The following is a 12,156-nucleotide window of genomic DNA, read 5'->3' on the forward strand; positions in this document are numbered from 1 at the left end:
TGCGGCACCGCGGGGCTTGTACCCTGCCACTGACAGGACCGGACCCCAGCTGATGCAACGCTTCTCCTGCCCGCATTGCGGCACGCGCGCTTATTTCCACAACCTGATCTGTCTGTGCGGAGAGCCGCTGGTCTATGCGCCGGTCTTGCGGCGGATGGTGGCGGACGCCCCCCATTGTGCCAACCGCCCGCGCATCGCCTGCAACTGGGCGGCCGAGGTTCCGGGCGGCTTCTGCGCGTCCTGCGCCATGTCGCATGTCGTGCCGGTGATGAACATCGGCGACAACCAGCGCCTGCTGGCCAGCGCTGAACGCGCCAAGCGGTGGGTTCTGGCCAACCTTGCGGAATGGGACTGGTTCACGCCGGCCGATCCCGGGCGGCGTCCGCGGTTCCTGATGCTGTCGGAACATACCGGCGGGCGCGATCAGCAGATCATCATGGGCCATGCCAACGGAGAGATCACCATCAACGTGACCGAGGCGGACGAGCTGATCCGCCTGAAACGCCAGCTGAAGCTGGGAGAGCAGTACCGCTCGATGGTCGGCCATTTCCGCCACGAGATCGCGCATTTCCTGTTCGACCGCCTGAAGGTCCTGCCCGATTTCCTGCCCGCCTTCCGCGCCGTCTTCGGCGACGAGCGGGCCGATTACGCCCAGGCCCTCAAGAACCACTATGCCGATCCGCGCGACCCGGCAGGCGATTTCATCACCAGTTATGCCACCTCGCACCCACACGAGGATTGGGCCGAGACGGTCGCCCACCTGCTGCACCTGACGGACGTGGCCGACAGCTTCTGCAGCACGCATCTGGACATGCCGGGGGTGCCGCCGGACTATCACCCCTACTCCGAGACCGATCCCTACCGCCTGCTGAACATCGCGGCCGAGATCACCATCGCGGTCAACGACATCAACCGCGCGCTGGACAACAGCGACCTCTACCCGTTCGTGCTGACCGTGCCGGTCCGGCACAAGATCGCCTTCGCCCATGGCTGGCTGCAGAACCACCTTGCCCGCGGCGAGGGGAAGGCCGCCTAGACGGCGGCCTTTTCCTCCAGCGACATCCATTCCTCCTCGGCATCGGCCAGGGCAGCCTGGCGTTCGGACAGGGCCAGGCTGGCCTTTTCGAACTTGGCCGGAGCGGTCTGGAACAGCGTCGGGTCGGACATGAATTCCGACAGCTTGGCGATCTCCGCCTCCAGCTTGGCGATGATGCCGGGCAGCGCGTCCAGCCGGTGCCGTTCGGTGAAGCTCAGGCCATCGCGCGCGGCCTTGGGCTTTTCCGTCACCGGCGCGGCCTTGGCGACCGCGACGGGCTCCTCGACCACGGTCTCTCCGCGCTGCGCCTGATAATCGCTCCACCCGCCGGCATAGACGGTGGCGCGGCCGTCACCCTCCATCGCCACCGTGGTGTCGGCCACCCGGTCGATGAAATCGCGATCGTGGCTGACCAGCAGCACGGTGCCGTCATATTCGCCCAGCAGGTCCTGCAGCAGGTCCAGCGTCTCGACGTCCAGATCGTTGGTCGGTTCGTCCATGACCAGCAGGTTCGACGGCCGCGCCATCAGCCGCGCCAACAGCAGACGCGCCTTCTCGCCACCCGACAGACTGCGCACGGGTGCACGGGCCTGGGCGTCGTCGAACAGGAAATCCTTCAGATAGGCCACGACATGCTTGGGCTGGCCCCGCACCATCACCTGATCGGCGCGGCCCGACACGCGCATCTCGGGGTCGCCAGTCAGCGATTCCCACAGCGTCTGGTCGGGGTTCAACGCAGCGCGGGCCTGGTCGAAGACCGCGATCTCCAGGTTGGTGCCCATCGTGACCGTGCCCTGGTCGGGAGCGATCTCTCCGGTCAGCATCTTGATCAGCGTGGTCTTGCCCGCGCCGTTCGGCCCGACAAAGGCGATGCGATCGCCGCGCTGGATGCGCAAGTCGAAGGGCCGCAGGATGGTCTTGTCGCCGAAGGCCTTGGCGATGCCGGTGGCCTCGACCACCTTCTTGCCGCTGGTGGTGCCGCTGTCGAACGCCATCGCGGCGGTGCCCTGACGGCGGATCTGGCTGCTGCGCTCGGCCCGCAGGGCGGCCAGGGCGCGGACGCGGCCCTGGTTGCGCTTTCTGCGCGCGCTGATGCCCTCGACGGCCCACCGGGCCTCGGCCTTGATCTTGCGGTCCAGCTTGTGGCGGGCGTCATCCTCGGCGGCCCAGGTCGCCTCGCGCCAATCCTCGAAGCCTTCGAAGCCCCGTTCCTGCCGGCGGACCTGGCCGCGGTCGATCCACAGCGTCGCCTTGGTCAGGCGGCGCAGAAAGGCGCGGTCGTGGCTGATCAGCACGAAGCCCGCACGGGTCTGGGACAGATGATCCTCCAGCCAGCCGATGGCCTCGACGTCCAGGTGGTTGGTCGGCTCGTCCAGCAGCATCAGTTCGGGCGCCTGCGCCAGCAGGCGGGCCAGCGCGGCGCGGCGACGCTCGCCGCCCGATGCGGTGGCCACGGGGCGGTCGGGGTCGAACTTCAGCCCCTCGGCGGCCATGTCGACGCGGTAATCCTCGCCCGGCTCCAACCCGTCGCGGGCAAACTCGCCAAGCGTCTCGAAGCCCGACAGGTCCGGGTCCTGCTCCATATAGCCGGTCGAGACGCCGGCCGCCAGGACCACCTCGCCCCGGTCGGGTTCGACGAAACCGGCCATCACCTTCATCAGGGTGGACTTGCCCGATCCGTTCCGGCCGACCAGCGCGACGCGGTCGCCCGGCTGGACGTTCAGGGACAGGCCCTCGAAAATGGGATCGCCGCCATAGGTCAGCGAGATCTCGGAGAGTTGCAAAAGGGGTGCGCGTGCCATGACCGCGCCCTAGCCCGGCGCCGCGTCGGGGTCAATCCACCGCATTGCTTGACAGGTTCGGTCGGAATTGCCACAAGACGCGGGAATTCTGACCAAAGGAGTCAACATGCGTCCCCTGATCATCGCCACGCTGCTGGGTGCCACCGCCATGCCGGCCCTGGCGCAGGAAGTGAACGTCTATTCGCACCGCCAGCCCGAGCTGATCCAGCCGCTGATCGACGCCTTCACCGCCGAGACGGGCATTCCGGTCAACGTGGCTTTCGTCGACAAGGGCATGGTCGAGCGCCTTCAGGCCGAGGGCGACCGTTCGCCCGCCGACCTGGTGCTGACCGTCGACGTGGCCCGCCTGGGCGAGGTCAAGGACGCGGGCGTCCTGCAGCCGGTCGAGGACCCGGCGCTGGAGGCGATCCCCGCCGGCCTGCGCGACGACGAGAACCAGTGGTTCGCCCTGACCACCCGCGCCCGCATCGTCTATGCCAGCAAGGAGCGCGTGGCCGACGGAGAGGTCACCACCTACGAGGACCTCGCCGATCCGAAATGGGAAGGCCGCATCTGCACCCGCAGCTTCACCAACGACTATAACGTCGCGCTGACCGCGGCCTATCTGGCCCATCATGGCGAGGAGGAGACCGTCGCCTGGCTGGAGGGCGTCAAGTCGAACCTGGCCAAGCGTCCCGAGGGCGGCGACCGCGACCAGGTCAAGGCGATCTGGGCCGGCGAATGCGACATCAGCCTGGGCAACACCTACTACATGGGCGCGATGCTGAAGGATGACGAGCAGAAGGAATGGGCCGAATCGGTCCGTATCGTCTTCCCGACCTTCGAGGATGGCGGCACGCATGTGAACGTGTCCGGCGTGGCGATGACCAAGTCCGCGCCGAACCGCGACGCGGCCCTGCAGCTGATGCAGTTCCTGGCCGGCGAAGAGGCACAGCGCATCTATGCCGAAACCAACAACGAGTTCCCCGTGACCGAAGGTGTCGAGCGGTCCGAGCTGGTGGCCAGCTGGGGCGACTTCACCGCCGACGACCTGACGCTGACCGAGATCTCGGACCTGCGCCCGCAGGCGCTGGACCTGATCGAGCGCGTCAACTTCGACGGGTGACGGCTTCTTGCGTCGGGGCCCCAACCCCCGACGCAAGGAAACTTACAGATGTCCGCAAAAGGCGCAGGCGCGGGCTTGCGCCTTTTTCGTTGCTGACGCAATCATCGCCGCTTGTGAGCCTTGGAGACGCGGTTTGGCACAGAAGATCATCATCGACACGGACCCCGGTCAGGACGACGCGGTGGCCATCCTGCTGGCGCTGGCCTCTCCGGAACTGCAGGTCCTGGGCATCGTCGCGGTGGCCGGCAACGTGCCGCTGGCCCTGACGGAGGTGAACGCCCGCAAGGTGGTCGAACTGTCGGGCCGGACCGACGTGCCGGTCTTTGCGGGCCGCGACCGGCCCCTGTCGCGCGATCTGGTGACGGCCGAACACGTGCATGGCAAGACCGGGCTGGACGGGATCGAGCTGCCCGTGCCCACCCTGCCCCTGCAGGCGCAGGACGGCGTCGATTTAATCGTCGAGACCCTGCGCACCCATGATGCGGGCACCGTGACGCTGGTGCCCATCGGCCCGCTGACCAACATCGCCGAGGCATTCCGCCGCGCCCCTGACATCATCGGACGCGTGCAGCAGATCGTGCTGATGGGCGGCGCCTATTTCGAGGTGGGCAACATCACCCCCGCGGCCGAATTCAACATCTATGTCGATCCCGAGGCCGCGGCCGAGGTGTTCGCCGCGGGCGTGCCGCTGGTCGTCATGCCGCTGGACGTGACGCACAAGGCGCTGACTGACCGGGCCTGGGTCGAGGCGATGCGCGCCCTGCCCGGCCGCTGCGGCCCGGCCGTCGCGGGCTGGACCGACTTCTTCGAACGCTTCGACACCGCGAAATACGGCAGCCTCGGCGCGCCGCTGCATGATCCCTGCACCATCGCCTGGCTGCTGGACCCCGACCTGTTCCAGGGCCGCCACATCAACGTCGAGATCGAGATCGAGGGCCGCTGGACCACCGGCATGACCATAGCTGACTGGTGGCGCGTCAGCGGGCGGACGCCCAACGCGCTGTTCCTCAAGGACGTGGACCGCGACGCGCTGTTCGACATGATCCACGACCGCATCGCGCGGCTGCCCTAGGGCGCATCCTCGGACGGGGGCGGTTCGGGCAGCGGCACGACCCCCTCTCCGTCGCCGATGCGATCGTCAAGCGCCGCGACCAGCTGTTCGGTGACGTCGATCGCGTCCAGCGACACGAAGATCGTGCGCCGGTCCAGAACCGCCACGGCGCCCCGGTCCTGCATCACCTGACCCATCACCGGCAGCGCCGCCCGAAAGAAGGCCGCCCGGTCGGCCTCGGCCCAGGCATTCAGGTCCTGGACCGCCTGCGCGCGCTCCCGGCGGATGCGCGTCGCGCGGATGTCGAAGCTTTCGGCCAGCTCACGGAATTCGGCCGCGGGCAGCGTGCTGCGCTGTTCGGTCAGGCGCGCCTCCTCCGACGACAGCAGCTGCGTCAGGCGGTCGTTCTCGGCGGTGACCTCCTCGCCCTTTGCCTCAAGCCGGGCCTGCGCGCGCAGACCCCAAGCCGAGGACAGGTACAGAACCTCCTGGTCCAGCGTCAGGATCGGCGCGCTTTCGGCCGCCTCCTCGGGGCTGGGGATCGTGCTGTTGGGCAGGACGGGCGGCGTAGCGATCGGCGGGATCTCGGGCGCCGGGATGTCGGGCACCGTCGCATCCTGCGCGGCGGCGGGCAGCGCCATCAGCGCCGCCGCCACCAGCCCCAGTCCCGTCCGAAGGACCGGCATCAGAAGTTCGTCTGGATCGTCAGGTCGAAATTCTGTTCCAGGTCATAGTCTTCCTTCTGCAGCGCCTGCGAGAAGTTGAAGCGCAGCGGACCGATGGGCGTGGTCCAGAAGATCGACGCGCCGACCGCGGCGCGCGTGTACATGTCGTCATCGACCGGGACGCCACCGGTGCCGATGGTCCGGTCCAGACCCCACAGCGAGCCGACATCGACGAAAAGACCGCCCTGGATGCCGTATTCCTCGGGCAGGCCGATGGGGAACTGCGCCTCGCCGCGCGCCGCCCAGTAGAAGTTGCCGCCCAGGCCGTCCTCGTTCACCGCGGCCAGGTCGCGCGGGCCGATGCCGTTCGGCTCGAACCCGCGGACTCGGTTGCCGGTGCGGAAGCGGTCCAGGATCCAGGTCGAATAATCGCCGTAGGTATAGATCGCGCCGGCCTCGACCTCGCCGCGCAGGGTCACGCTCTCGCGCCAGGCGGTGCTTTCGACGCCGGCCAGCGCGGTCGTGGTGATCGTCTTGGTGTCACCCCCCGCACCCGCGAAATCCTGCGAGAAGCGGAACCGGTACGCGGTCAGCGGGTCCAGCCCGGTGCGGCGCGAATCCCAGTTGTAGGTATAGCCAAGCGACGAAGTCAGGCGCGTGCCCTCCTCGGCGATCAGCAGGGCCGAGCTGTCCTCGGTCACGTTGGACAGCTTGTCCTCCGAGATACGGTAGCGCAGCTCGATCCGCGCATTGGCCGAGATCGGGAATTCCAGCGACGGCTGGATGCGGATCTGACGGGTGTCGAAGTCCGAATTCAGGCCCTCGGTCTCGGTATAGTTGGCCGAGAAGCCAAAGCGCAGGTCGCGGCCCAGGAAGAACGGCTCGATGAAGGTGACCCCGGCGGCGCGGTCGTCGGTCGCGGTCTGCAACTGCAGGCCCAGGGTCTGGCCGCGGCCCAGGAAGTTCTGCTCGGTCAGGCCGATGTTGAAGCCCACGCCCGAATTGACGCCATAGCTGGCGCCCAGGGACAGCGACCCGGTCGGCTGTTCCTCGACATTGACGCCGACGATGACCTGGTCGGGGCTGCTGCCCTCGCGGGTCTGGACCTGCGCATCCGCGAAATAGCCAAGCGCGCGCACGCGTTCGGCCGAATTGCGGATCTCGCGCGGGTTGAAGGGGTCGCCCTCGACGGTGGTGAACTGGCGGCGGATCACCTGATCCAGCGTCGTGGTGTTGCCCTCGATGTCGATGCGCTCGACGAAGACGCGCTGGCCGCGGGTCAGCGCGAAGGTCAGGTCCAGCGTCTGGTTTTCCGGGTTGCGGGTGACGCGGGGCTCGATGTTGACGAAGTTAAGCCCCTGCTGGATGGCGATCGTCTCCATCCGGCGGATCGACGTGTCGATGACCGACGGGTTGTAGAACGACCCGCGCCGGACACGGCTCTGCTCGGCGAACAGCGACGCATCGACGCCCGGGATCTCCGAGATGGTCTCGACCCGGCCAAAGCGATAGCGCGGCCCTTCGGAGATGTTGAAGGTGATGAAGAACGCGTCGCGTTCACGCGCGATTTCGGGCGCCACGCCCTGCACGCGGAAATCGGCGTAACCCTGCGAACGATAGAAATCGGTCAGCAGCTGTTCGTCCAGCGGGATGCGCTCGGGCGCGAAGGTGTCGCGGCGGATGAAGGTCCGCAGCAGGCCTGCCTGCTTGGTCTCCAGCACGTTGCGCAGGCGGCGGTCCGAATAGGCGCGGTTGCCGACAAAGCTGACGCGCTCGATCTCGGTGACGTTGCCTTCGCGGATCTCGAAGACCAGATCGACGCGGTTGCCGCTGCGGCGGATGATGCGCGGATCGACGCGGGCGGCCAGGCGTCCCTCGGCGGCATAGGTCTGGGCGATGGCCTGGGCATCCTGGATGGCCTGGCTGGGCTGATAGACGCGGCGCGACTGGCTGCGGACGATCTCGGCCAGACGCTCGTCGTTCAGGCGGCGGTTGCCCTCGAAGGTGATCTGGTTGACGATCGGATACTCGCTGACGCGCACGACCAGGGTGGACCCCTGCGGGATCAGTTCGACCGTCTCGAACAGGCCGGAATTCTGCAGGCGCTGCAGACCGTCGTTGATCTGGCCGGGGCTCAGGTCCTGGCCCTGCGGCAGGGCCAGCGTGGACAGCACGGCGCCCGTCTCGATCTGCTGGTTGCCCTGAACCTGGATGCTGCCGAAGACCACGGCGGCGGCCTGCTGCGGGATCATTCCGATTGGCGCCGCGATCGCCAGGGACGTCACCAGCGCCAATGCGCCCTTGCCCAGTTTCCGTTCCATGATGGCCCCTCTTGTATCCGCCTGCACGCGCCCGGTTCGGGCTGTCGTTTTGCCTATGGTCTGTAGCCCCATCGGGGCGGGGCTGTCAAAACCGCAAGCGCATCAAGGGCAGAAAAGATCGTTCGTGAGCCCGAAAATCATCAGTGACAGGACCGCCGCCATGCCGATCGCGGTCAGCAGGTTCAGCGCCTTGTCCGAGGGCGGGCGTCCGCGGACGGCCTCGTAGGCGTAGAACATCAGGTGGCCGCCATCCAGCACGGGGATCGGCAGCAGGTTCAGGAACCCGATCGCCGCCGACAGGACCGCAATCCACCACAGGAAGTTCGCGCCGCCCGCGCTGGCCGCCTGGCCGGTGCTTTCCGCGATGCTGATCGCGCCGCCCAGGTTGCAGGTACCGATCTGCCCCGAGATCATCGCCCACATCCCCGTCAGCGACGACGTTATGATCCCCCAGGTCTGCCCGACGCCCAGGCCAAGCGCCTCCAGCGGCCCGGCACTGCGCGTCTGGGGCGAGAAGAAGCTTTCGCCGCCCGTCACCCCGATCAGCCAGCGCTGCTCGAACCCGCCGCCATCGGCGGGCAGGTCCGACAGCTTGGGCGACAGGGTCACGTCCAGCTCTCCGGTGCCGGGGCGCCACAGGTGCAGGGCCAGGGGCCGGCCCTCGGCAGCCTCGACCGCCTCGCGCATCTGGGTAAAGCGGGTGACCGGCTGGCCGTCGATGGCAAGCACCACGTCGCCCGCGCGCATGCCGGCATCGGCCGCGGCACTGCGCGGCGCCACGCCGCCGATGCGCGCCGGCATCGGGTCGGGGCCGGTCACGGTCAGTGTCCGGCCGTCACGTTCGACCTGCCAGTCCTGTTGCCCGGCCACCGGCAGCGTTTCGGTCAGCGCGCCGATGTCGCGCCAGGTGGCGACCGGCTGGCCGCCAAGGGCCAGGATGCGGTCGCCGGGCTGCAGGTCGTTGACGATGGCGGGCGGCGCCTCGCTGACGGCGCCCACGCGCACCTCGTCCACGGGCAGGCCCTGAACGATCGCGAAGCCCGCAAACACCAGGATCGACAGCACGAAATTGAACACCGGCCCGGCCAGCAGCGTCGCGAACCGCGCCCACAGCGGCGCGCCCTGCAAGGTCTGGCGGCGCAGGGCGGGATCGACGGCGCGCCCCGGACCGGCACTGGCCGCGTTGTCGTCGCCCAGGAACCGCACATAGCCGCCAAGCGGCAGCGCCGCGACCTGCCACAGCGTCCCGCGACGATCACGGCGAGAGAAAAGGCGCGGGCCAAAGCCCACGCTGAACACCTCGGCCCGGATGCCCGACCAGCGGCCGACGATGTAATGGCCGTATTCGTGGACGGTCACGATGACCGCCAGGGCGGTGACGAAGGCCAGCAGCGTGCCGGCGGTCTGGGCAAAGGCGTCGATCACTGGGCGGCCTTTCGTCGGGCCAGGCCGTCCCAATGCAGGACGGCGGGCAGGTCTTCGGGGTCGCGGGCAAAGCCGGGCTGGGCGGACAGCGCCTCCAGCGTGGCCTCGACCCGGGGGGCCATGTCGGTAAAGCGGATGCGACCGGCGATGAAATCGTCCAGGGCCTGTTCCTTGGCGGCGTTGAAGACCGCGCCAGCGGCCCCGCCCGCGGCCATCACCTCGCGCGCCAGGCGCAGGGCGGGCCAGCGCGTCTCGTCGGGGGCGCGGAAGGTCAGGCTGCCAAGCGCGGCCAGATCCAGCGCGGCCACGGGCAGCGGCCGCCGTTCTGGCCAGTGCAGCGCATAGCCGATCGCGTGGCGCATGTCGGGGGAGCCCAGATGGGCTATGGTGCCGCCGTCATGATGGGTGACCATTGCGTGAATGATCGATTCCGGATGGACCAGAACCTTGATGCGATCGGTGGTCAGGCCGAAGAACTCCTTGGCCTCGATCACCTCCATCGCCTTGTTGAACATCGAGGCACTGTCGATGGTGATCCGCTGACCCATTGCCCAGTTCGGATGGGTCGATGCCTCGGCCACTGTCGCGGCCGCCAGCCGCTCCAGCGGCCAATCGCGGAACGCGCCACCCGATGCGGTGATGGTCACATCCTTGACGGATTCCAGCTTATCGGCCCCAAGCGCCTGAAACAAAGCGGAATGTTCACTGTCGACGGGCAGGATCGTGGCGCCCGACCGCGCGCCGGTATCCCGCAGCAGCGCGCCCGCGCAGACCAGCGATTCCTTGTTGGCCAAGGCCAGCACACCGCCCTGCGACAGCGCCGCCAGACCCGGCGCCAGGCCCGCGGCGCCGACGATGGAAGACAGGATCCAGTCGGCGGGCCGGTGCGCAGCCTCGATCAGCGCGGCCTCGCCGGCGGCGGCCTGAACGTAGGTGCCGGCAAGAGCGGTCCGCAGGTCCTCCAGCAGTTCGGGATGCGCGGTGACCGCGATCTGGGCGCGCAGATCGCGCGCCATCTGCGCCAGCCGCGCGATGTTGCGCCCGCCGGTCAGGGCCACGACCTGATAGGATTGCGGATCGCGGCGGATCAGATCGACGCCGTTCGCGCCGACCGACCCGGTCGCGCCGAAGATGGAAATGCGTCGCATCGGTCAGTTCACCACGGGCAGTTTCGTCAGAAACCCGATCAGCATGGTCGCCAGGACCGCCCCGGTCACTGCGTCAAAACGATCCATGAACCCGCCATGCCCCGGTATCAGATTCGAGCTGTCCTTGACCCCCGCGCGCCGTTTCAGCCAGCTTTCGGCCAGATCGCCCATCTGCCCGGCAAGGCAGACGATGGGCGACACCCAGATCAGCGTCGCGTCGCCCTGCCCCGCCATCCACAGGATCGCGCCGAACAGGCAGGTCCCGATCCAGCCCGCGATGGTGCCCGACCAGGTCTTCTTGGGGCTGAGCGCGGGCCAGAACTTTGGCCCGCCCAAGATGCGGCCGAAGAAATACCCCGCCGTGTCCGAGATGATGATGACCCCCATCAGCCACAGGACAAAGTTCAGGCCGTAATTCTCACGAAACCCAACAAGGCCGAAGGCTACGATCAGGATCGCGATGCCGAAGAGGGTATAGGTCGCGCGGTCGCGCCGTGCCGCGCCCGGCAGGCCCAGCAGGATCGGGACGGCCAGCGCCACCCACGCCCAGGGCATGCCGGTCAGCGCAAAGGCCTGCGACACGCCCGCAATCGCGGCCAGCGCGATGGGGCGCGACCGTCCGAACAGCGTCACGTGCCGCGCCGGGTTGCGCCAGCCGGTCATGGCCGCCAGCTCCCAGAAGGTGATCGCGGAGATGACCGCCATGCCCAGGCGCAGCCACGGTCCCTGCGCCACCGCCAGCATCACGCCGATGCCCAGAAGGACCAGGGTCGAGGCCACGCGACGCGACAGGTCGCCCCATTTGCCGCCCGACTTGCCGGGACCGCCAGCGCCGGGCACGGACCCGGCGGAATGCCGTGCTGAGGTCATGCGCCCCCAAAGCGCCGGTCGCGCAGGCCGAAGCGGTCCAGGATCGTCGCCAGGTGATCGGGGGTGAAGTCGGGCCACAGGGTCGGCGTGAATTCGTATTCCGAATAGGCCGCCTGCCAGGGCAGGAAGTTCGAGGTCCGCGTCTCACCGGAGGTGCGGATCACCAGGTCGGGATCGGGATGCCCGGCGGTGTCCATGCAATCGGCCAGGTCGGCCTCGGTCGGGTTGATCACGTCGCCGCGGGCGATGCGTTCGGCCAGACGCCCGGTGGCGCGGACCAGCTCGTCCCGGCCGCCATAGTTGATGGCGACCGTCAGGTTCAGCCGCGTGTTGCCCGCCGTCCGCGCCTCGATCGAGGCCATCAGGTCCTGCAGCTTGCGGTCCAGACGGCCGCGTTCACCGATGAAGCGCATCCGCACGCCCTCGGCCGACATGTCCTCGGCCTCGCGCTGGATATAGCGGCGAAAGATCTTCATCAGGCCCAGGACCTCTTCGGTCGAGCGCTTCCAGTTCTCGGTCGAGAAGGCATAGATGGTCAGCCAGTCCACCCCCAGGTCGGGGCAGGCGCGGACGATCTGCTTGACCCGCTCGGCCCCGCGACGGTGACCGACCAGACGCGGCCAGCCGCGTTCGGTGGCCCACCGGCCATTGCCATCCATGATGACCGCGACATGGCGGGGACGGGTCGTCCCCCCAGTTTCGGCAGCTCTCGACAAGCCCCACGCCATCGTCG

10 protein-coding genes are annotated in these 12,156 nt (G+C 68.3%); 3 read left to right on the plus strand and 7 right to left on the minus strand.

Translation table 11 applies throughout. The features are described from left to right. Positions 1-52 precede the first annotated feature (52 nt). Positions 53-1,036, plus strand: a complete 984-nt coding sequence (locus SY26_RS04500; RefSeq protein WP_045999407.1) for a putative zinc-binding metallopeptidase — start codon at positions 53-55, stop codon at positions 1,034-1,036. Here the strand turns inward: SY26_RS04500 and SY26_RS04505 are convergent. Continuing rightward, positions 1,033-2,838 carry an ABC-F family ATP-binding cassette domain-containing protein gene (locus SY26_RS04505; protein WP_045999408.1) on the minus strand — a complete coding sequence of 602 codons (1,806 nt, stop codon included), beginning with the start codon at positions 2,836-2,838 and terminating at the stop codon, positions 1,033-1,035. The two genes, SY26_RS04500 and SY26_RS04505, sit on opposite strands and share 4 nt — an antisense overlap. 106 nt (positions 2,839-2,944) lie before the next feature. Here SY26_RS04505 and SY26_RS04510 point away from each other — a divergent pair, with 106 nt between their 5' ends. Both SY26_RS04510 and SY26_RS04515 read left to right on the plus strand, forming a co-directional pair. Then, positions 2,945-3,943: a Fe(3+) ABC transporter substrate-binding protein gene (locus SY26_RS04510; protein ID WP_045999409.1), complete on the plus strand. Its 999-nt coding sequence runs from the start codon at positions 2,945-2,947 to the stop codon at positions 3,941-3,943. 133 nt (positions 3,944-4,076) lie between these two features. Next, positions 4,077-5,015, plus strand: coding sequence for a nucleoside hydrolase (locus tag SY26_RS04515; RefSeq protein WP_045999410.1), 939 nt, complete (start codon positions 4,077-4,079; stop codon positions 5,013-5,015). Here SY26_RS04515 and SY26_RS04520 read toward each other — a convergent pair. The 6 genes from SY26_RS04520 to uppS form a co-directional block, all read right to left on the minus strand. Further along, positions 5,012-5,680 carry an OmpH family outer membrane protein gene (locus SY26_RS04520; protein ID WP_045999411.1) on the minus strand — a complete coding sequence of 223 codons (669 nt, stop codon included), beginning with the start codon at positions 5,678-5,680 and terminating at the stop codon, positions 5,012-5,014. The genes SY26_RS04515 and SY26_RS04520 overlap by 4 nt on opposite strands. Further along, positions 5,680-7,980 (minus strand): outer membrane protein assembly factor BamA, encoded by a 2,301-nt coding sequence (gene bamA / locus SY26_RS04525; protein ID WP_052715117.1) that lies wholly within the window; start codon positions 7,978-7,980, stop codon positions 5,680-5,682. Before bamA ends, SY26_RS04520 begins: the two co-directional genes overlap by 1 nt. A gap of 102 nt (positions 7,981-8,082) precedes the next feature. Further along, entirely contained in the window at positions 8,083-9,405 is a 1,323-nt protein-coding gene (rseP, locus tag SY26_RS04530) for an RIP metalloprotease RseP (protein ID WP_045999412.1), read from the minus strand. Next, positions 9,402-10,553, minus strand: a complete 1,152-nt coding sequence (gene dxr, locus SY26_RS04535; protein WP_045999413.1) for a 1-deoxy-D-xylulose-5-phosphate reductoisomerase — start codon at positions 10,551-10,553, stop codon at positions 9,402-9,404. The genes rseP and dxr overlap by 4 nt, the downstream gene beginning before the upstream one ends. Before the next feature lie 3 nt (positions 10,554-10,556). After that, entirely contained in the window at positions 10,557-11,423 is an 867-nt protein-coding gene (locus SY26_RS04540) for a phosphatidate cytidylyltransferase (RefSeq protein WP_045999414.1), read from the minus strand. Beyond that, positions 11,420-12,151 (minus strand): polyprenyl diphosphate synthase, encoded by a 732-nt coding sequence (uppS, locus tag SY26_RS04545; protein WP_045999415.1) that lies wholly within the window; start codon positions 12,149-12,151, stop codon positions 11,420-11,422. Before uppS ends, SY26_RS04540 begins: the two co-directional genes overlap by 4 nt. Between the last annotated feature and the right edge of the window lie 5 nt (positions 12,152-12,156).

The sequence above is a fragment of the Paracoccus sp. 228 genome (genome assembly GCF_000967825.1).
Classification (GTDB): domain Bacteria; phylum Pseudomonadota; class Alphaproteobacteria; order Rhodobacterales; family Rhodobacteraceae; genus Paracoccus; species Paracoccus marcusii.

What these genes read in the sequence shown, in the direction of transcription:
- SY26_RS04500 (WP_045999407.1), top strand. Translation starts at nt 53, where the DNA reads ATGCAACGCTTCTCCTGCCCGCATTGCGGCACGCGCGCTTATTTCCAC.
- SY26_RS04505 (WP_045999408.1), bottom strand. Translation starts at nt 2,838, where the DNA reads ATGGCACGCGCACCCCTTTTGCAACTCTCCGAGATCTCGCTGACCTAT.
- SY26_RS04510 (WP_045999409.1), top strand. Translation starts at nt 2,945, where the DNA reads ATGCGTCCCCTGATCATCGCCACGCTGCTGGGTGCCACCGCCATGCCG.
- SY26_RS04520 (WP_045999411.1), bottom strand. Translation starts at nt 5,680, where the DNA reads ATGCCGGTCCTTCGGACGGGACTGGGGCTGGTGGCGGCGGCGCTGATG.
- bamA (WP_052715117.1), bottom strand. Translation starts at nt 7,980, where the DNA reads ATGGAACGGAAACTGGGCAAGGGCGCATTGGCGCTGGTGACGTCCCTG.
- dxr (WP_045999413.1), bottom strand. Translation starts at nt 10,553, where the DNA reads ATGCGACGCATTTCCATCTTCGGCGCGACCGGGTCGGTCGGCGCGAAC.
- SY26_RS04540 (WP_045999414.1), bottom strand. Translation starts at nt 11,423, where the DNA reads ATGACCTCAGCACGGCATTCCGCCGGGTCCGTGCCCGGCGCTGGCGGT.
- uppS (WP_045999415.1), bottom strand. Translation starts at nt 12,151, where the DNA reads ATGGCGTGGGGCTTGTCGAGAGCTGCCGAAACTGGGGGGACGACCCGT.